Here is a 19,018-nt window from a genome sequence, read left to right as displayed (position 1 = left end):
CAGCCGGAATCGTTGCGGTCTTTTCGAAGTGGGGAGGAACGCATGAGCAAGATCATCGGCATCGACCTTGGCACCACCAATTCCTGCGTGGCCGTGATGGAAGGCGGGCAGGCCAAGGTGATTGAAAACGCGGAGGGCGCGCGCACCACGCCCTCGATCGTGGCCTACCAGGACAGCGGCGAAATCCTGGTTGGCGCGCCCGCCAAGCGCCAGGCGGTCACCAATCCGCAGCACACGCTGTACGCGGTCAAGCGCCTGATCGGCCGCAAGTTCGACGATCCCGAGGTCCAGAAGGACATCCACCTGATGCCCTACAAGATCATCCGCGCCGACAACGCCGACGCCTGGATCGAGGTGGCGGGGCGCAAGCTGGCGCCCCAGCAGGTGTCGGCCGAAGTGCTGCGCAAGATGAAGAAGACGGCCGAGGACTACCTGGGCGAGCCGGTCTCCGACGCGGTGATCACCGTACCTGCCTATTTCAACGATGCCCAGCGCCAGGCCACCAAGGACGCCGGGCGCATCGCCGGGCTCGAGGTCAGGCGCATCATCAACGAGCCCACCGCCGCCGCGCTCGCATTCGGCCTGGACAAGGCCGGGCAGGGCGAGCGACGCATCGCGGTGTACGACCTGGGCGGCGGCACCTTCGACATCTCGATCATCGAGATTGCCGACGTGGAGGGGGAAAAGCAGTTCGAAGTACTCTCGACCAACGGCGACACCTTCCTCGGCGGCGAGGATTTCGACCAGCGCATCGTCGACTACATCATTGGCGAATTCAAAAAAACCAGCGGCATCGACCTGGGCAAGGACCCGATTGCCCTGCAGCGCATCAAGAGCGCGGCCGAGCGCGCCAAGATCGAACTGTCCTCGACCCAGCAGACCGAAATCAACGAGCCCTACATCGCCATGGCCGGGGGCGCGCCCGCCCACATGAACCTGCGCATCACCCGCGCCAAGCTCGAATCGCTGGTCGAGGACCTGGTCGAGCGCACCATCGAGCCGTGCCGCACCGCGCTCAAGGATGCAGGCATCCAGCCTGAACAGGTCGGCGACGTGATCCTGGTCGGCGGCATGACGCGCATGCCCATGGTGCAGGAAAAGGTGCGCGCCTTCTTCGGCAAGGAACCGCGCAAGGACGTCAATCCCGACGAGGCGGTGGCGGTGGGCGCAGCGATCCAGGGCTCGGTGCTGGCCGGCGAGCGCACCGACGTGCTGCTGATGGACGTGACCCCGCTCTCGCTTGGCATCGAGACCCTGGGCGGCGTGATGACCAAAATGATCCCAAAGAACACCACGATCCCGACCCGGCATACCCAGATGTTTTCGACCGCGGACGACAACCAGCCGGCGGTCACGATCAAGGTCGCGCAGGGCGAACGGGAAATGGTTGCTGGCAACAAGCTGCTGGGCGAATTCAACCTGATGGGCATTGCGCCCGCGCCGCGCGGGATGCCACAGATCGAAGTCACCTTCGACATCGATGCCAACGGCATCCTGCACGTCTCGGCAAAGGACAAGGCCACCGGCAAGGAAAACCAGATCACGATCAAGGCCAACTCGGGCCTTACCGAGGCCGAGATCGAGAAGATGGTGCGCGACGCCGCCGCCCATGCCGACGAGGACCGGCGCGCGCGCGAGCTGGCGGACGCGCGCAACACGGGCGATGCGCTGGTGCATGCCACCCGCAAGACCCTGGCCGAACACGGCCAGGCGCTCGATGCCGGCGAGCGCAAGGCGCTGGAAGACGCGGTGGCGCGGCTGGACGAGGCCCTCAAGGGCAATGACAAGGCCGCGATCGACAGCAGCATCGCCGCGGTCAACAGCGCCAGCCAGAAGCTCGGCGAGAAAATGTATGCCCAGCAGCAAGGTCCCGCTGCCGGCCAGGAACAGCCGGAACAGCAGGGGGCGGGGGCAGGGCGCCAGCAGGACGACGTGGTGGACGCCGAGTTTCGCGAGGTCAAGGGAGGCTAGGGCACGCGGGTTCGGTGCAGCAACGGCTGGCGGCGAGAAGGGAGACTTTGATCTGCACGAGGGCGGGGCCTGGCACCGGGGGCTAGCATCAAGACGTGGCGACCCGGAGCACGCGATGACGATCACCGTAACCCTCGAACAGCTTGTGCGCCTCGCACCGCGCATGCAGCCGCGCTACCGCGAGGCGTTTCGCACCGGCCAGGCCGCGCTCGACCTTTGGGGCATCTCGGCCACGCCGCAGCGGGTCGCGCACTTCCTGGCCCAGGTGCTGCACGAATCGCAGGCCCTGACGGTGGAGTACGAAAACCTCGATTACAGCGCCGCGCGGCTGGGGGCGGTCTGGCCCTCTCGCTTCGGACGTGGTGCGTCGCTGAGCGCGGCGGCCTACGCACACAATCCGCGCAAGCTCGCCAACCTGGTGTATGGCAAACGGATGGGCAACAGCGCGCCCGACGATGGCTACACCTACCGCGGCCGCGGCCTGTTGCAGCTGACGGGCAAGGACAGCTACGCCCGCGCCACCCGTGCCATGCGCGCGAGCGTTGCCGGCAGTCCTGATTTTGTCGCCCGCCCCGATGCCGTGCTCGACCCGCGCTGGTGCGTGCACGTGGCCGCCGCCATCTGGCAGGACAAGGGCTGCAACCAGCTGGCCGATGCGGGCGACCTGTCGGAGCTGACGCGCCGCATCAACGGTGCCGACAACGGCCTGGCCGAACGCGACGCCTGGTGCCGCAGCACCGGCGAGATCTGGTGCTAGGCCCGCTGGCGCCTGGCGCCGTGGCCCGATACGCCGGCAGGCCCGTTGCCGCTTACGCCGCCGGCGTTGCCACAGGGCGCGGCTGCGGCGCCATCGGCGGCACCACGATGTCGTCGTTCAGCCGCAGGAACTTGAAGCCGGCCAGCTTCTGCCCGTTCTTGCCCTCGCGTGCATTGCGCGCCTCGCGTTCGGCGGCGCGCGCCATGAACGACGCGAACGTCTCCTCGCGCACCTGCGGCTCGGACGAATGCAGGAAGTGCCGCTCGCCGTTCGGCCCCAGCACCACCAGGCCCACGTGCGAGGCCCAGTACTCGCCGTTTTTGGTCGAAATCACGTTGACGAAGTCGCCTTCCTGCAGCTGGCTCGCGACCTCCACCACGCGCTCCTTCGGCACGTACGACTGGCGGCTGGTCTCGACCGGGATCGACGCGTCCGTGTGGTGGCGCGTTTTCAGGAACCGGGCGCGGTCCACCGTCATGTCGTAGGTCGCCGCATTGGCCCCGGCCAGTTGCGCGCTGACGTCGGTGACCAACCAGCGGTTCTGCACGTTCCAGTCCAGCTCGGTGTAGTGGTTGCGCGTCTTCACGCCGATCACGCCGTCGCGGTAGCGGATCCGCTGCAGCATCCAGAAAAATTCCTCCCACGACTGCGACAGCGCCATCGCGTAGGTGTGCTCGGCAAAGACCACGCAGTCGCTGTGATCGAGCGAGAACATCGGCAGGCTGTCGTGTATCTCGTACGGAAATTCGCCCAGCAGGTTGAGCGTGTACGGCTGGCCGATGTTCTTGCGGCCGATGGCGGCGATGCGGTGCCGCAGGTCGGGCTCGGCCTGGTGGATGTAGCCGATGTAGCGCCCGGCCTCGCGCGGCGTCATCTGGTACAGCTGCTTGTGCAGCACCGTCTCCAGCGCTACCGGACCCGCTGGCGCAGTCGACGGGGCAGGGGCGGTTGCGCAACCGGACAGGACGGCAGAGGCGAGCAGGAGGCAGGCGAGGCGCATGGCGAAAATTAACAGTGTTGGAAAACGACAAACTAACGGCTGGGGCCGAATTTGACAATGAAAACTTGTGCATGGGCCATAACCCTATGTTCAACTGCACTCACCACATTCCTCAAGGTTATATCCCGACATGCACAAGTGATTATGGTGAAAGGTTAATTCTCGTCAATACTGTGCGCGCGGCAGGCAGAACCTGCCAATTTTTCAAAAAAAATCGCACCCAGGAGATTCATGATGTTCAAACAAACACCGCTAGCGGCCGCCGTCTCGCTGGCTCTGTGGAGCTTGTCGGCAATGCCGGCAATGGCCCAGACCCAGGAAGCCCCGATCCAAACGGTCGAAGTGACCGGTATCCGCGCCTCGATGGCCAAATCGCTGGAGGTGAAAAAGAACGCCACCGCCAACGTCGAGGTGATCACCGCCGAAGACGTGGGCAAGATGCCGGACAAGAACCTGGCCGACTCGCTGCAGCGCCTGGCCGGCGTGGCCGTGCGCACCGACTACGACGAGGCCGAAAAGGTCTCGATGCGCGGCACCAACCCGGACATGTCGCTGATCCTGTTCAACGGCCACACCGTCTCCGGTGGCGACTGGTACGTGGGCGACCAGGGCTCGAGCAGCCGTTCGACCAGCCTGTCGCTGATGCCGTCCTCGGTCCTGAACCAGGCCCTGGTGTACAAGACCTCGCAGGCCAACATCGTCGATGGCGGCATGGCCGGCACCATCAACGTCACCACCAGGAAGCCCCTGGCTGCCAAGGAGCGCCTGTCGGGCGTGGTCAGCGCCGGCATGAGCTACGCCACCCTGCCGGGCAAGAGCGCCCCGGACCTGAATGCCACCGTCAACTGGAAGAACGAAGCGGGCACCTTTGGCTTCATCGCCCAGGGCTTTGCCGAAAAGCGCTACGTGCGTCGCGACACCTCCTCGACCCTGGCCTACGGCTTCTCGAGCGGCTATGACGTCATCAACCTGAAGAACATGCCGGGCATCACCGACGAATCGCTCAAAGGCAGCGGCTACACCGCCAAGGACCTGGACGGCGTGCGCATGCGCGGCACCGCCAGCACCGAGTTCGTCGAAGGCGTGCGCGACCGCAAGGGCGGCATGCTCTCGCTCGAGTTCAAGCCGAACAAGGACCTGGACGTGACCATGACCGGCTTCTACTCCGGCATGAACGCCAACAACTACGGACGCCTGAACGCCGGCGCGTTCTACAGCATGCTGATGGGCAAAGCCGACACGCTCGGCGGCACCGGCACCAACACCAACGTCAACGGCCAGCAAGTCTACGCGACCCTGAAGAACCCGGTCATCGTGACTGAAAAGACGATGTACGGCGACACCATTCGCGTGCTCAAGGCCGCCGACATCATGTACCCGGCCGGCACGCCGCCGCAGTACATCGGCAACTCGGAAAGCTTCTACCGTAACGGCGCGCGCGCCACTTCCGGCTTCCTCGACCTGGACGCCAAGTACCGCGTCAACGACGACCTGACCGTCAAGACCCTGTTCTCGACCACCCAGGGCGTGGGCAAGACCGACGCCGACCAGGGCCTGACCTACGCCCGCTTCGGCACCGGCGCCTCGTTCTCGTATGGCGCCGTCGACCAGGCACCGTTCATCAAGTACTACGGCGCTGGCGCCAACGTGCCGGGCATGAACGCTGACGGCAGCGGCAACATGCTGATCGGCCGCACCATCTCGGGCATCAAGACCACCGACAAGGAAAACAGCCTGCAGCTGGACGCCGAGTACAAGGTCAACAAGAGCTTCATCGAGTCGATCGAAACCGGTGTGCGCTACGCCGACCACCACCGCGACAGCGCGCGCCGCTATCCGGCCTACCACACCAAGGACATCAACGCCAACGCCCCGACCAGCTACATCGGCTTCCCGGGCGACTTCGGCAAGGACCTGGGCGGCCCGGCTGGCTGGGACAACACCGGCTTCACCTTCACGCCTGAGACCCTGAAGGCCTACTTCGCGGCCAACACCAAGCCCACCAGCGACGAGTTCGAGCGCCGCGTGTTCTCCGAACTGCACGTGCGCGAACGCCAGTCGGCCGCCTACGTGATGGCCAACCTGGAAGGCGAGCGCTGGTCCGGCAACGTGGGCCTGCGTTTTGTGCAGACCCGTGAAACCGCCGACATCCCGACCCCGATCGCGCCGGGCAAGTGCGAGCGTGCGGCCCCGGGCCAGCCGGCGATCCCGTGCGCGGCCTATCCGGGCGCGGTCACCACCGCCGGCGACCTGCAGCCGTACTACGACAACACCCCGTTCAACGGCTTTACCGGCAATACGTACTACTTCGCGCACACCGACCGCAAGTTCAACAACTTCCTGCCGAGCCTGAACATCCGCTACGAGCTGTCCAAGGACATGATCGCCCGCTTCGGCGCGAGCAAGACCATCAGCCGCCAGAACTACAACATGTATGGCGTGGGCTTCTCGGGCGCGGCCTGCGATGCCCAGGGTTGCCACGTGAACGGCCCGAACCCGGACCTGCACCCGATGACCGCCAAAAACCTGGACGCATCGTGGGCCTGGTACTTCGCGCGTCGTTCGCTGGTGGCCGTGGACCTGTTCTACTCGAAGATCGACGGCTATGCCAAGACCGGCACCACCGGCGGCGCGACGGTCGAACTGTGGGACGAGCTGTCCAAGGCCGGCAAGGTCTATGCGGTCAACACCTCCTCGCAGCAGGGCGCGAAAATCGCGGGTATCGAACTGTCGTACGAGCAGCCGCTGTTTAACACCAACTTCGGCATCACCTCGAACGTCAGCAAGGCCCATACCAAGGTCGACGACGGCCGTCCGATGGTCGGCGCTTCGGAGTACGCAGCCAACCTGGGCGGCTACTACGAGGACGACAAGCTGTCGGCCCGCCTGGTGTGGAACTACCGCAGCGAGTACGTGAACAGCTCGACCGCGCCGTCGCCGACCGCGAACAGCCAGGGCATGACGACCATCCAGGGCATCCTGATGCCGTCGGCACCGACCATGGCCGCACCGGTCAAGACCCTCGCGTTCAACGCAAGCTACAGCTTCACCCCGAACCTGGTGCTGAGCTTCGACGCGACCAACCTGACCAACGTGCGCCGTGCGTACTATCGCTACAGCGAGGACGAGCAGTCCAAGCTGGACGTGATTGGCCGCCAGTTCTACCTGAACCTGAAGTACAAGTTCTAAGCCAGACGGCAGCAAACGAAAAGGGGAGCCTCGGCTCCCCTTTTTTTGTAGGGTGGGCGGGTTTCCCGCCCACGCGTTCAATTCCGGCAGGCGCCGTGGCCGCCTATGTTTTGTTTGGACGCGTGGGCGGCATAGCCGCCCACCCTGCCTGCTACTTGCAGTTCTTGAACCTGAACTCCCCGATGCGCGTGCTCCAGTTGAACGAGCCGGTCGCACGGATGTACTCCTGCGTGTACCAGAAATTGCAGTCGCCGCTCGGGTCGATCGTCATCGCGCTGTAGTCGCCCCAGCGGTTGTAGGTATCGACCTGCGAGCCGCCGCCCGACACCAGCACCGCTTCCGGCTCCAGCCGCCCCATTGGCTCGCTGCGCAGCCGGCCGGTGTAGCGCACCCCCGGCGGCGTCTTGGTGCCGGACGCACTGTAGCCCAGCGCGATATTGCCCATCCTGTCCATCGCGATGCTGCCCATCCAGCGGTCCAGGCCATCCGGCGCCCAGGTGCCTTGCTGGTACACCGCCACGCTGTCGCTGGCCGGGTTGCGGATCTCGTACCAGCGCACGCCCACCGGCCCGTCGGTGGGCGCGCCCGGCTGCTGCACCGAATGGTTCGCGACCAGCACCTCGCGGTTGCCAAAGTTGCGGTACGCGAGCCGGTGCATCAGCCGGTCGCCCAGCGCATCAAGTGCCTCGCCGGGTGCCGGCTGGCGCACGCACGGGCCGCCATAGGTGCTCGGGCAGGCGATCGTGAACGGCGCCACCGGCACCGTCACCGGCCCGTCGACCGTGGCGTTGGCGAACGAGAAGCGCCACATGAACAGGTGGTCGCCCGTGCCGTCGGCCAGGAAGTCCAGCGTCAGCATGTAGTTCGGGCTGCCGGCGGGCGGCGCTGCCGTGCCGTCCAGGTCCGACGGCAGGATCGGGCCATACGCCGTGCCGAAGTCATAGCAGCGCGCGCTCGCCGAACCGCCGGACAGCAGCGCCGCACGATCCACGCCGCAGGCGCGCGGGCCCAGGTAGCCGCCGGCCGTGGCGCTTTCGAACAGCACCCAGGTGAAGTAGATGGCGTCGGGCCAGACGCCGACCTTGGGATAGTCGGGGAACACGATGTTGCCCGCGCCATTGCGGATCTCCCACGCGTAGCGGTAGTAGCTGCCGGTCGCGTCGGCGGAGGTGGAGACGGCGATGCACTGGTAGTACGGTCCGGTGTCGGTCTTGGCCGGGTCCCACGCGAACTGGGTCAGGATCCAGCGCTTGGCCTGCTTGTCGTACTGGACGATCGGGTCGCCCCAGTTGCTGGTGCGGCAGGCGTCCGCGCCAGGGCTCCCGGTCATGCCGGCGAACAGGGCGTTGCCCGGGATCGGGCCGAGCAGCAGTGCGCCATTGGCCTTGTTGTAGATCGCAAGGCGCGTGTTCACCCACTGGACGTACTGGCTTTCGCCGACCGCGCCGTTCGGGTCCGGCGGCGCGCCTGTCCCGTCGGAGGCAATGCCGTCGATGTTCAGCAGCGGCCCGCCGGTGTACACACCCGGTGTCAGCGCGCCCTGGCCGCTGGTCAGGCTCGATGCCGGCGGTTGCCCGCGCGCGGAGGTTGGCGGCGCCTGGGTGCGCATGGCGGGCGAGATCAGGCGCAGCGGCACCACGCGGCGCGGAGCCGCCACCGCGTTCAGCGGCATCGCCTTCGCCATCGACGCCAGCGTCGGGCTCAGGTCCGCCTTGGGCAACTGGGCTTCGGTGACGGCGATAGGCGCGGCCAGCGCATGGGCGCCGGCCGCAAGCAGCGTTGCCAGAAGCAGGTTGTGTGCGTAACGAGTCTTCATCTCGGGTTCTCCCGTGCGTTAGCGTGCGAACGTTTTGCTGCGCTGCTCGCGCTTGCGCAGGCACCCGGCCAGCAGCAGGCCGCCGGCCAGCAGCGCCACCGACGACGGCTCGGGCACCGCGCTGATCACGAACGCGTGCTCGTTGCCGTTCGGGGTCCAGGTCTTACCGAGGTCATAGCTCTCCATGCCGACCGCGCTGCTGTTGCCGGCCGTGGTCTCCCACAGGAATTCGTTGGGGTCGCCCAGGTTGCTGAAGGCGCCGTTGTGCAGAACGAGCCAGTAGGTCCCGGCGCCAAGTCCGGGCACCGTCCCGAAGTCGAACTCGTTGCGGTATTCCGCCAGCCCCAGGTAGGAGCCGGTGCTGGTGCGTGTCACGCTGCTGGTGGTGCCCGAGCCGAGGATCGACCCACCGGGCGCGCTCAGGATCTGCCACGAAATGCTGCCGCGGTAGGCGCCGCTGGCCTCCAGGCTCCAGAAGGTCAGGCTGGCCGGGCTCTGGCCGGCGCCGATCGTGAAGTCGTCGGCTTGCCAGGCAAAGCCCATGTTGTTGGCGCTGGCGTGGTCCGGCGGACCGTTGTCGAAAACAGGGACGGCGCCGGCCAGCGCGGGAACGGTGCTGGCAACGATGGATGCACAAGTGAGGAAACGGCGTATCGACGCTTTCAGGTTATTCATACACGCTCTCCAGAGATGAGGGTCTCGTGCTCGTGATGGCACGATTAAACAGGAGTAGGCAGGAAGCGTGCCGAGCGGCCCGCGCGAGGGGAGGCGCTGTCGGCCAGGCCGACACAGGCGAGCGCCATGGCCCGAGTGTGAAAAGTTTCGACGCCATTGGCCGGTAGCGCACATTGTGCGTCACCTAACGGTGGCCCTCGTCCCCGACCGCTATGATGGAGGCGTGTGAGTGAGGCGCCGGCGATGCATTCGCGGGTCAAAGCCAAATATCTCAACAGGCCAGCCGGTCCGCCTCGAGGATCGGCACCAGAATCCATGTGCCGGCGCGCCCGCGGGTCGCGCCGGCCGACAAACGGAAGCGGAGGTTGCCATGTCTGCGATCAAGCACCCACCCAAGCACCTGGTCCGCGCGTATCTGGAGCGCCGTGTGCGCGAACAGAAACCGCCCCCCACCCCGGAAGAAATCCGACGCCAGCTTGGGTGGGAAATGCTGATGCCGGCGGACCTGAAAATGGCGACGTCCCGCTCGTAGTTGGGGCAAGACCGGCGCCGTGGCGCCGCCCGCAAGGGGCGCCGCGCAACGCCGCAACGTGTCAAAAGTTTCGACAAAGGAGAGTACGATGACCGCCCGAATCGGCAACAAGGACCAGGCCCAGCACCGCAGCAAGCAGGAAAAGCGCGAGACCAAGCGTGCCAACGTGGTGCGCGAACAGGCCAAACAGGCGGCAGCACGCGCCAAGTACCGCAACCAGGTCAAGGGCCGTCCACCGATGGACCTGTCCGCCAATCCCGCCGTCTGACGCGGCCCGTTCCGCTCGCAAGGCCCGCCCCGGAGAACGCGGCGGGCCTTTTTGCTGCCTGCCGTTCGCCGCCGGCTTCGCCATTCGCCGCCTTCCGTCCGCCATTCACCGAAAACCGCTTCCGCTGCCGCGCGCCCGGCGGTATCTTCTGTCCGTGTTCAACAGACAGGAGTGACCGCACATGCGCAGCAACGACTCTTACCGATGGCGCCGCCAGATGCTCTGGGGCCTGCTGCTGGTTGTCCTCGGCATCGCGCTGTTCCTCGACCAGATGGGCATGTTCGACATCGAACGGCTGTGGCATTATTGGCCGCTGATTCTTGTGGTGGCGGGGCTGAACCGCATGATCGGCTTTCCCAGTGCGCGCGACTTCACCGGCGGCCTGTGGATGACCTGCATCGGCCTGTGGCTGTTCGCCGTCTTCGAGGGCGACTACGGCCTGACCATCTATAACAGCTGGCCGATTTTCATCATCATCTGCGGCGTGGCCATGGTGCTCGAACCGGTCGTGGCGCGCCGCCTGCAGTCCAGGGAGTCCGACAATGAGAAACGATAACCCAGGCCGTACCGGCACCGGCCAGCTCGTGACGGGCGCGCTCGTCATCGCGATCGGCGTGCTGTTCCTGCTCGATAACCTCGACATCATCAACGTGCGCCATGCGATCACGTTCTGGCCGGTGGTGTTCATCGTCGCGGGACTGGTCAAGCTGTTCGACACCAGCTCGCCCAACAACTACGTGGTCGGCGGCATCCTGGTCGCGATTGGCGCGGCGCTGGTGTGCAACCGGCTCGGCCTCTTCTACCTCACCTGGGGCATGGTGTGGCCGCTGTTCCTGATCGTGGCCGGGGCGCTGTTCATGTACCGCGCCTTCGAGGCCGGCCGCCGCCGCGATGCCGCCAGCGCGCCGCAGGCCGGGACCACGTGGACGGACGCAGGCGCCAAGACTGGCGCCGGCATGCCGCCTTCGGACGCGGTGGTCGACATCAGCGCCATCCTCGGCGGCTTCGAGCGTAGCGTCACCAGCCAGGCCTTCCGCGGCGGCGACATCACCGCCATCCTTGGCGGCTGCTCGCTCGACATGCGCGGCGCCTCGATCGAAGGCGAGGCCGTGCTCAACGTCTTCGCGTTCATGGGCGGCGTCACCATCAAATGCCCTCCCGATTGGACGGTCGTGCTGCATGGCTCGCCGATCCTGGGCGGCTTCGAGGAAAAGACCGCCCACCCGCCGGTCGCCACCAAGCGCCTGGTCGTGACCGGCTACGCCATCCTGGGCGGCGTGGAAGTGCGCAACTGATGCAAGGCCCGTTCGGCGCGCGCCAGGGCAGCCTGCTGTACCTGCTGGCCTGGCTCCTGTTTGGCGTCGCGCTGGCCTGGCTGCTCGCGGCCGCGGCGGGCGTCACTCTGGGCGCCAGCCTGCTGTTCGCGCTGCCGCTCACCGTGCTCTATGGCGTGGCCGCCGGGTTCTCTTCATACTACCTGTGCCGCGCGCACCCGCTGGGCGCGGTGGCTCACTGGCGCGTGCTGGCCGCGTTCGGGTTCGCGGCCTTGTGCGTGGCCGGGCTGTGGCTGATCGCGGCCAGCCTGTGGAACGACTTGCTCGGGCAGGGCGGCATTCCCTGGAACCGCTCGCTGGCTGCCACCGTGTTCGGCCTGGGCCTGATCCTGTATGGCTTGTGCGCGGTCGCGAACTACCTGGCGATTGCGGTCGGGCGCGCCCGCGAGCTCGAGACGCGCGAGCTGCAGGCGCAGCTGATGGCGCGCGACGCCGAGCTGCGCCTGCTGCGCACCCAGGTCGATCCGCACTTCCTGTTCAACAGCCTGAACTCGGTGAGCGCGCTCACCACCATCGACCCCGCCGCTGCGCGCGAGATGACCCTGCAGCTGGCCGAGTTCTTTCGCCGCACGCTGGGGCTCGAAGCGCGCCGCCGCATTCCCTTGCGCGACGAGCTGGACCTGTTGCGCCACTACCTGGCGATCGAGCAGGTGCGCTTTGGCGACCGCCTGGCGTGGGACGAAAGCATCGATGACGCGGCGCTGGCCTGCCTGCTGCCGCCGCTGATCCTGCAACCGCTGGTGGAAAACGCGATCAAGCACGGCGTGGCGCGCCGGCTCGATGGCGGCAGCCTGCGCCTGTCGGCCGCGCGCGCCGGCTCGCTGCTGCGCATCGCGCTGGAGAACGACAGTGGCGACGACGAGGTGCCGCGCCCGGCCAGCGGCCACGGCCTGGCCAACGTGCGTTCGCGGCTCGCCGCCGTGTACGCACACGAAGCGAGCGCGCACTGGTCGGCCGGGCCGGGCACGTTCCGGGTCGAGCTTGTGCTGCCGGCGCAAACCATGGAGAGCTGAGCGATGCGTGTGCTGATCGTGGATGACGAGCACCTTGCCAGGGCCGTGCTGCGCGAGCATCTGGCGGCGCTGGAAGATGTCGAGATTGTCGGTGAATGCGCCAACGGCTTCGATGCCGTCAAGGCGATCACGGAGCTCGAACCGGACCTTGTCTTCCTCGACATTCAAATGCCAAGGCTCGACGGCTTCGAGGTGGCCGAGCTCGCGGGCCACAAGACGCGCTACCTGTTCGTCACCGCTTACGACCAGTTCGCGCTGCGCGCGTTCGAGGTGCATGCGGTGGATTACCTGCTCAAGCCGTTCTCGCGGGCGCGGCTGGAGCAGGCGCTGGCGCATGCGCGCTCGCTCGTTGCGGCACCTGCCGGCGTGAGCCCGCTGCTGTCGGAGGCGGCCCGCCGCAACGGCCCGCTCGCGCGCGTGCTGATCCGCGATGGCGCGCGCGTGCACGTCGTGCCGGTCGAGAGCATCGGTTACATCGAAGCGCAGGACGACTATGTGCGGATCAGCGCCGGCGGCAAGTCATGGCTGAAGAACCAGCCGCTGTCCGAACTGGAAGCCCAGCTCGACCCGGCGGTGTTCGTCCGCGTGCACCGCTCCTACATCGTCAACCTGGCGGCGATCCGGCGCATCGAACAGGCCAGCAAGGACAACCACTGCGCGGTGCTCGACGGCGACGTGCGCATCCCGATCAGCCGCAGCGGCTACCAGAAGGTGCGCGAGCTGATACGCTAACCCGCACTGGGCGCTCGCCCGATGCCCCACCAGCGCGGCAGCAGCTCGCGCACGCGCGGCTGGTCGAACCGGTCGTCGATCAGCACCACCACGCCGTGGTCGGCCATCGTGCGCACCACGCGCCCGGCCGCCTGCACCACCTTTTGTACGCCCGGGTACAGATAGGTGTAGTCGTACCCCGCGCCGAATGTCTCCTCCAGCCGCTGCCGCAACTGTTCGTTCACCGGGTTCACCTGCGGCAGTCCGAGCGTGGCGATGAACGCCCCGATCAGTCGCTCGCCCGGCAGGTCGATCCCTTCGCCGAACGCGCCGCCCAGCACCGCGAATCCGATGCCGCGGCCACCCGGCACGAAGCGCGCCAGGAACTCGGCGCGCTCGGCCTCACTCATGCGCCGCCCCTGCAGCCAGGCCGGGATGTCCGGGTGGCGCTCGGCAAACAGCGCGGCCGCCTGCTCCAGGTAGTCGAAGCTGCTGAAAAAAGCGAGGTAGTTCCCGGGCCGGTCGCGGTACTGGCTTGCCATCAGCTCCGCGATGGGCGCGAGCGAGGCCGCGCGGTGCTGGTAGCGGGTGGAGATCCTGCTTGCCACCCGCACCGCCAGCTGCTCGCTTGAAAATGGCGAGTCCACGTCGATCCACGCCGTATCCTCGGGCAGGCCGAGCGCATCGGCGTAGTAATGCCAGGGACTGAGCGTGGCCGAGAACAGGGTGGTGGAGTGCGCAAGCGCGAAGCGGCTCTTCAGGAACGGCGCCGGCACCACGTTGCGGATGCACAGCGCGCTGTCGCGGCCGTCGCGCGTGAAGTCGCACAGCGAATGGCTGGCGAAGGAGTCGGCCAGCCGCGCGAAGTGCAGCGCCTCAAAGTAAAAGCGCTGCAGCGCCGGGTCCAGCGGCCCGGGCTGCTCGGCCAGGTGGTCGGTGATCGCGCTGGCGGCTGCCTGCAGCGCGTCCAGCAGTGCATCGGGCAGCGCCGGCAGCACCTGGTACGGCGCGCCGTGTTCCTTGTCCAACGCCGACCATGCGCGCGTCACGCGCCCCAGCGCCTTCTTCGCCAGCGGTGGTGCTGCCGCGCGGGCGGCCCGCAGCGCGCCGCGTTCCAGCGATGACGTGAACATCGAGCGGGCGCGCGAGACCATGTTGTGCGCTTCGTCCACCAGCACGGACACGCGCCACTGGTTCGCCAGCGCCAGGCCATGCAGCATCGCGCCCGCGTCGAACCAGTAGTTGTAGTCGCCCACGATCACGTCGCTCCAGCGCGCCATCTCGCTGCCCAGGTAGTACGGGCACACCGCGTGCGCGAGTCCCACCTCGCGCAGCGCCGCACGGTCCAGCGTCACGTGGGCGAGGGCGGCCTGGCGCGCTGCCGGCAGGCGGTCATAGAATCCTCGCGCCAGTGGACACGACTCGCCGTGGCAGGACTTGTCCGGATGCTCGCAGGCCTTCTCGCGTGCCGCCAGTTCCAGCACGCGCAGCGGCGTGCCTGCTCCCAGCGTGGCCGCGGCGTCGAGCGCCAGCTGGCGGCCGGGCGTTCTCGCGGCCAAAAACAGCACCTTGTCGATGCGCTCCTGCGGCGCCGCCTTCAGCACCGGGAACAGGCTGCCGACGGTTTTGCCGATCCCGGTGGGCGCCTGCGCGAGCAGGCAGCGCCCGCTGGCGTTGGCCTGGAACACGGCCTTTGCCAGTTGCCGCTGGCCGGTGCGAAAATCCGCATGCGGAAAACGCAGGGTGGCCAAAGCCGCGTCGCGCGCGCCGCGGCGCGCAAGCTCCTGTTCGGCCCAGGCGACAAAGCGCTGGCACTGGTCCGCAAACAGCGCGGCCAGCTCGTGCGCCTCGCGCGTCTCGCGCAGCACCGTCTCCGCGCCGCTGCCGATGTCGTAATACACCAGCGCCAGGTTCACCCGCTCGAGTTGCAGCTGCGCGCACAGCAGGTGGCCGTACACGCGCAGTTGGGCCCAGTGCAGGTGCCGGTGGTTGTCCGGAATGCTGGCGAACTGGCCGCGGTAGGTCTTGATCTCTTCGATCAGGTTCTGGGCCGGGTCATAGCCGTCCGCCCGGCCGCGCACCAGCAGCGGCCCATGCTCGCCCGACAGCGCGACTTCAGCCTGATAGCCGGGGCCGCGCCGCCCAGTGACGGTGGCGTGTCCGGCGATGCCTTCCTGTGCGGTGGGCGAGGGCGTGAAGCGCAGGTCCAGGTCGCCCTGCTTGGCCGTGAACTCGCACAGCGCGCGTACCGCGACGACGTAGCTCAAGCGTTCTGTTCCCACTGCAGGTAGCACACCGCCACCGGCATCTGGTGCGTGGCGCAGTAGTCGATCCAGCGCAGCTGGTTGTCCTGCAGCCGGTCGCCCGGGCCCTTCACCTCGATCATCCGGTAGCGCCGCTCGGACGGCCAGAACTGGATCAGGTCGGGAAAGCCGCTGCGGTTGGCCTTCACGTCGTGCAGGATGCGCTCGCACCAGCGCTTCAGGTGCGCGGCCGGAATGCAGGCGAGCGCCAGCCCGATCAGCGCTTCGTCCAGGTAGTCCCAGAGCAGGAATGGGGACTGGATGCCCGCTTTCTCGACAAAGTGGCGGCAGATGGTGTCGCGGTAGCGGCCATCGTCCAGTTCGGCCAGGCAGGCGTCGAACTCGCGCGCGCGGCGCTGGTAAAAGTCGGGGCTGTGCAGGTCGGCCGGCGCGCGGTGGAACGGATGGAAGAACGCGCCCGGGATGGCACTGAAGATCGCGCGCCAGCAGAGCAGCCCGAACAGCGCGTTGGCGAGCGCGTTCTCGACGTAGAATACGGGCGCCTCGGTGCGCGCCAGATGGTCGCGCACCACGCCTTCGACCCACCAGTCGCCAGGGGGCATTGGCAGGCACAGGTCGATCCGCTCGGCCGGCGCCGCACGGCGCGGCCTGGTGCGCACATGCCCGAGCTTGCGCGCAAGGCGCGGGCCGATGCGCAGCAGGTGCTGGCGTTCGGCGTCGCTTTCCGGCGCGGCCTGGGCCTTGAGCAGCAGGGCGTGTGCCTCGGCATACTGCCCGTCCTTTTCGAGCACGCGGATCGCCCGCCCGCGCGCGCCGGGAAAACGGCAGGCCACGTACACCGCATGGGCACGCCCGAAGTCATGTTGCTTCTCGTAGTGCTGGCCTATCTTGAACAGCAGCTTTTCGCGCCGCCCGTCGATCCACTCGTTGTCCGGCGCCGCCGGGGGCAGGTCGGGGACGATCGTGTCCGGGGATTCGCCGCCCTCGAACCGCTCGCGGCAGGCATGCAGCTGCAGGTACAGGTCGATGTCGCGCCGGCTGCGAAACCCGCGCGACGCCTGCGAAAATTCGACTTGCTCGAAGCGGTAGATGCCCAGGTCCGACAGCACGAACTCGGTCCAGTCCTGGCGCAGGTTGCCAAAGAAGATCAGCCGTAGCCGGTCGCACAGCGGCTTGGCGACGATGCGCAGCGCCGTGTCCGGGCAATCGCGGTACCAGGCAGAAAACGGGCGGCTGTCGGCAAAGTCCGGCCGCAGGGACGCCAGTTGCTCGGCCTTGCGCGCGCCTTTCTGGTGCATCGTCAGCTGGAACACGAGTGCGATCTCGGGCTTGGACAGCAGCTCGAACAGTTCTTCCAGCCCCAGCACGGGGTCAAGCTCGACCCAGCCCGTGGGCAGCAGGTGGCGCGCCGCCTCGACCGGGCAGCCGATCTCTGCGTAGTTCAGCTTGCTTGCCCGGAACAGCTCGCCCTTGCGCATGACCATGCGGACGAACAGCGCACGGGCAGGGCGGGGCAGTGCGGGAAAGGCGGCGATGAACGCCCGTTCGTCCTCGACCAGCAGGTCGTCGTAGCGCAGGGCGATCCAGTCCAGGACACGCTGGAAATTGTCCAGATAGTAAAACTCGTTTTCCAGGATCCTGATCATTATTGAAACGCTACACTGTGCTTTTGTACAGTATAGCGTTTCAGGGCCCGCCTACCCAGCGGATTCGCCGCGGCTCGACTGTTCGATGTGGTTTTGCCCTGCGTTCAAGGCTGAGCCGTGGCTTTTGCGGCACACCCGGCCTCGGCTTCGCAGCCGCCGTCATTGTGTTTGGCCGAGTGCTGGATGACCGCCGAGATCAGCGCGACGTCGCTGTCCACCGGCGCACTCACAGGCTGCACCGTGCCTGCAGGCTTTTTCGGCCGGGCCAGGGTCTTGCCGTGCTGGGCGACCGCCAGCTTGCCGGCGCGCGGGCGCTGGCTTGCGCTGGCCGGGCGCTTCGGTTCGGCTACCCTGGACACCGGCGCCGCCGCGACCGCCGCGTGTCTGGTGGCGGGCTGCTCGATCACTGCCGCCGCCGCGACCGGTTTTGGCGCCGCCTCGGCGACTGCGGCCTGCTTCTGTACGCCCACCTTCTCGTCCACCACGGCAGCGTGGGTGGGCCGCGGCGCCTCCTCGGCGCTCGACTGGGCGGGGGGCGACAGCAGCACCAGCGGCGGCTCATCCTGTCGTGCCGGCGCTGGCCGTGCCTCGTCGATGATCGCCGCGTGCTGCCCGTCGCCCTCGCTGCGGGCGGGCGAGGCCTCCACCGGGGAAGCTTGCGCCACCGGTTCACCCGGGGGCAGTCCCGTATTGTCCCGCGCCAGCCAGATCAAGGTGCCGACCAGGCACACCGCCAGCACTGCGCCGCCCACGTACCAGCCCAGCCGCGCCGGCGACGCCGGACCCCGCCCAAGCCCGCGCGTGCCGTCGCGCTCGAGCATCGCGAGGATGCTTTCGTCGTTACCGCCACGCCGCGGCGAAGACATCAGGTTTGGTCGCGTGGAGTGTTGATTTTCGTCTGAAGGGCGCACGGTGCAGGCTCCTAAGATGATGCTTCCAGTTCTGATTAGAAACAATCTGGGGAATCCCATGCTGATCTTGATCGCACTTCTCTACTTTTGTGTGGTGTGTTGCGTCATTGGATTGTTCGTTTTCCCCACCGCGCGCGAGCTGATGCGTGCCCGCCTGGTGTTGATCGCGCAGCGTGCCGGACAGCGCCACTGGGCCTGGCGCCCGCAGGTCCGCGTGGATTGGCGGCGCGGCCTGCGCGCCGCCGCCAGGGCTGCCTTCAAATACATACGCCGCCACCGCGCCATGTTCGCAATCGGGGTGCCGGTGGTCGCCATCCCGCCCTTGCTTGCCCTGGTCCTGCGCAGCCCGGCGATGCTGCCCGACGCCGGTCCGACCGAGGCGCTGCCTGACGCCAAGGTCGCCGCGCTCCTCAAGGGCGAGCATCTGGTACCGCCGGTGGCGCTGCCGCCGCTCGCCTTCAGCACGCCCGAAGTCGAACTGGTGCGCCCGATGCTGGCAGACGCCAGCCGCAACTGGGGCCTGCTGCACCCGGAATTCAGCCAGCGCCTGCTGCTGGCATTTCGCATCATGCGGGAACAGCACGGTTACGAGATGGCATTGCTGGAAGGCTATCGCAGCCCGTCCCGGCAGGACATGCTGGCCAAAATGGGCAGCCAGGTCACCAACGCGCGCGCCTGGCAAAGCTGGCACCAGTACGGCCTGGCAGCCGACTGCGCGTTCTGGCGCGACGGCAAACTTGTGATCTCGGAAAAGGATCCCTGGGCCATGCGGGGCTACCAGCTCTATGGCCAGGTGGCCGAGTCGCTGGGCCTGACCTGGGGCGGGCGCTGGACCATGACGGACTTCGGCCACACCGAACTGCGCCTGCGCGGCGCGATGCGGCGCCCCGGTTGAACCGGGCGGCGCCCGCGAAATCTTGTGACCTGTCAA

The 19,018-nt window shown here is 67.3% G+C and carries 16 protein-coding genes; 10 read left to right on the top strand and 6 right to left on the bottom strand.

Annotated features, from left to right (window positions below):
* The first annotated feature begins 42 nt into the window (after positions 1–42).
* Positions 43–1,971, top strand: coding sequence for a molecular chaperone DnaK (gene dnaK, locus NX774_RS09125; protein WP_258821861.1), 1,929 nt, complete (start codon positions 43–45; stop codon positions 1,969–1,971).
* 115 nt (positions 1,972–2,086) lie between these two features.
* Positions 2,087–2,728 carry a glycoside hydrolase family 19 protein gene (locus NX774_RS09120; RefSeq protein WP_258821860.1) on the top strand — a complete coding sequence of 214 codons (642 nt, stop codon included), beginning with the start codon at positions 2,087–2,089 and terminating at the stop codon, positions 2,726–2,728.
* A 52-nt stretch (positions 2,729–2,780) separates the two neighbouring features.
* Here the strand turns inward: NX774_RS09120 and NX774_RS09115 are convergent, their stop codons facing one another.
* Complete coding sequence (locus NX774_RS09115) at positions 2,781–3,626, bottom strand: N-acetylmuramoyl-L-alanine amidase-like domain-containing protein (RefSeq protein WP_258821859.1); 846 nt, start codon at positions 3,624–3,626, stop codon at positions 2,781–2,783.
* A gap of 333 nt (positions 3,627–3,959) precedes the next feature.
* On the opposite strand from NX774_RS09115, the gene NX774_RS09110 reads away from it, so the two are divergent.
* Positions 3,960–6,917 carry a TonB-dependent receptor gene (locus NX774_RS09110; protein WP_258821858.1) on the top strand — a complete coding sequence of 986 codons (2,958 nt, stop codon included), beginning with the start codon at positions 3,960–3,962 and terminating at the stop codon, positions 6,915–6,917.
* Between the two features lie 151 nt (positions 6,918–7,068).
* Here NX774_RS09110 and NX774_RS09105 read toward each other — a convergent pair whose 3' ends face one another.
* Both NX774_RS09105 and NX774_RS09100 read right to left on the bottom strand, forming a co-directional pair.
* Positions 7,069–8,733 carry a hypothetical protein gene (locus NX774_RS09105; RefSeq protein WP_258821857.1) on the bottom strand — a complete coding sequence of 555 codons (1,665 nt, stop codon included), beginning with the start codon at positions 8,731–8,733 and terminating at the stop codon, positions 7,069–7,071.
* An 18-nt stretch (positions 8,734–8,751) separates the two neighbouring features.
* Positions 8,752–9,408, bottom strand: coding sequence for a PEP-CTERM sorting domain-containing protein (locus NX774_RS09100; protein ID WP_258821856.1), 657 nt, complete (start codon positions 9,406–9,408; stop codon positions 8,752–8,754).
* Positions 9,409–9,778: 370 nt separating this feature from the next.
* On the opposite strand from NX774_RS09100, the gene NX774_RS09095 reads away from it, so the two are divergent.
* From NX774_RS09095 to NX774_RS09070, 6 genes are all read left to right on the top strand, one after another.
* A complete protein-coding gene (locus NX774_RS09095; RefSeq protein WP_258821855.1) occupies positions 9,779–9,940 on the top strand; it encodes a hypothetical protein in 162 nt (53 codons plus the stop codon).
* 88 nt (positions 9,941–10,028) lie between these two features.
* On the top strand, positions 10,029–10,208 hold the full coding sequence (locus NX774_RS09090) for a hypothetical protein (RefSeq protein ID WP_258821854.1): 180 nt from the start codon (positions 10,029–10,031) through the stop codon (positions 10,206–10,208).
* Positions 10,209–10,389: 181 nt separating this feature from the next.
* On the top strand, positions 10,390–10,764 hold the full coding sequence (locus NX774_RS09085; protein ID WP_258821853.1) for a LiaF transmembrane domain-containing protein: 375 nt from the start codon (positions 10,390–10,392) through the stop codon (positions 10,762–10,764).
* The gene (locus NX774_RS09080; protein ID WP_258821852.1) at positions 10,751–11,503 is read left to right on the top strand and encodes a LiaI-LiaF-like domain-containing protein; all 753 of its coding nucleotides are present in this window, start codon (positions 10,751–10,753) and stop codon (positions 11,501–11,503) included. Before NX774_RS09085 ends, NX774_RS09080 begins: the two co-directional genes overlap by 14 nt.
* On the top strand, positions 11,503–12,555 hold the full coding sequence (locus tag NX774_RS09075; protein WP_258821851.1) for a sensor histidine kinase: 1,053 nt from the start codon (positions 11,503–11,505) through the stop codon (positions 12,553–12,555). The genes NX774_RS09080 and NX774_RS09075 overlap by 1 nt, the downstream gene beginning before the upstream one ends.
* 3 nt (positions 12,556–12,558) lie before the next feature.
* A complete protein-coding gene (locus NX774_RS09070; RefSeq protein WP_258821850.1) occupies positions 12,559–13,287 on the top strand; it encodes a LytR/AlgR family response regulator transcription factor in 729 nt (242 codons plus the stop codon).
* On the opposite strand, the gene NX774_RS09065 is transcribed toward NX774_RS09070, so the two are convergent.
* The 3 genes from NX774_RS09065 to NX774_RS09055 form a co-directional block, all read right to left on the bottom strand.
* Positions 13,284–15,533 carry an ATP-dependent DNA helicase gene (locus NX774_RS09065; protein WP_258821849.1) on the bottom strand — a complete coding sequence of 750 codons (2,250 nt, stop codon included), beginning with the start codon at positions 15,531–15,533 and terminating at the stop codon, positions 13,284–13,286. The two genes, NX774_RS09070 and NX774_RS09065, sit on opposite strands and share 4 nt — an antisense overlap.
* A complete protein-coding gene (locus NX774_RS09060; RefSeq protein WP_258821848.1) occupies positions 15,530–17,176 on the bottom strand; it encodes a VRR-NUC domain-containing protein in 1,647 nt (548 codons plus the stop codon). Before NX774_RS09060 ends, NX774_RS09065 begins: the two co-directional genes overlap by 4 nt.
* A 104-nt stretch (positions 17,177–17,280) precedes the next feature.
* Entirely contained in the window at positions 17,281–18,042 is a 762-nt protein-coding gene (locus NX774_RS09055) for a hypothetical protein (RefSeq protein WP_258821847.1), read from the bottom strand.
* A gap of 103 nt (positions 18,043–18,145) precedes the next feature.
* Here NX774_RS09055 and NX774_RS09050 point away from each other — a divergent pair, with 103 nt between their 5' ends.
* On the top strand, positions 18,146–18,982 hold the full coding sequence (locus NX774_RS09050) for a M15 family metallopeptidase (RefSeq protein WP_258821846.1): 837 nt from the start codon (positions 18,146–18,148) through the stop codon (positions 18,980–18,982).
* Positions 18,983–19,018 lie beyond the last annotated feature (36 nt).

The organism is Massilia agilis, assembly GCF_024756255.1.
Classification (GTDB): domain Bacteria; phylum Pseudomonadota; class Gammaproteobacteria; order Burkholderiales; family Burkholderiaceae_D; genus Telluria; species Telluria agilis.
The sequence above is the reverse complement of the archived record's forward strand: the minus strand, read 5'-3'. Positions and strand labels throughout refer to the sequence as shown.

Excerpts from the sequence above, each read along its gene's own strand:
- dnaK (WP_258821861.1), top strand. The coding sequence starts at position 43 with ATGAGCAAGATCATCGGCATCGACCTTGGCACCACCAATTCCTGCGTG.
- NX774_RS09120 (WP_258821860.1), top strand. The coding sequence starts at position 2,087 with ATGACGATCACCGTAACCCTCGAACAGCTTGTGCGCCTCGCACCGCGC.
- NX774_RS09110 (WP_258821858.1), top strand. The coding sequence starts at position 3,960 with ATGATGTTCAAACAAACACCGCTAGCGGCCGCCGTCTCGCTGGCTCTG.
- NX774_RS09105 (WP_258821857.1), bottom strand. The coding sequence starts at position 8,733 with ATGAAGACTCGTTACGCACACAACCTGCTTCTGGCAACGCTGCTTGCG.
- NX774_RS09100 (WP_258821856.1), bottom strand. The coding sequence starts at position 9,408 with ATGAATAACCTGAAAGCGTCGATACGCCGTTTCCTCACTTGTGCATCC.
- NX774_RS09095 (WP_258821855.1), top strand. The coding sequence starts at position 9,779 with ATGTCTGCGATCAAGCACCCACCCAAGCACCTGGTCCGCGCGTATCTG.
- NX774_RS09090 (WP_258821854.1), top strand. The coding sequence starts at position 10,029 with ATGACCGCCCGAATCGGCAACAAGGACCAGGCCCAGCACCGCAGCAAG.
- NX774_RS09085 (WP_258821853.1), top strand. The coding sequence starts at position 10,390 with ATGCGCAGCAACGACTCTTACCGATGGCGCCGCCAGATGCTCTGGGGC.
- NX774_RS09080 (WP_258821852.1), top strand. The coding sequence starts at position 10,751 with ATGAGAAACGATAACCCAGGCCGTACCGGCACCGGCCAGCTCGTGACG.
- NX774_RS09075 (WP_258821851.1), top strand. The coding sequence starts at position 11,503 with ATGCAAGGCCCGTTCGGCGCGCGCCAGGGCAGCCTGCTGTACCTGCTG.
- NX774_RS09070 (WP_258821850.1), top strand. The coding sequence starts at position 12,559 with ATGCGTGTGCTGATCGTGGATGACGAGCACCTTGCCAGGGCCGTGCTG.
- NX774_RS09060 (WP_258821848.1), bottom strand. The coding sequence starts at position 17,176 with ATGATCAGGATCCTGGAAAACGAGTTTTACTATCTGGACAATTTCCAG.
- NX774_RS09055 (WP_258821847.1), bottom strand. The coding sequence starts at position 18,042 with ATGTCTTCGCCGCGGCGTGGCGGTAACGACGAAAGCATCCTCGCGATG.
- NX774_RS09050 (WP_258821846.1), top strand. The coding sequence starts at position 18,146 with ATGCTGATCTTGATCGCACTTCTCTACTTTTGTGTGGTGTGTTGCGTC.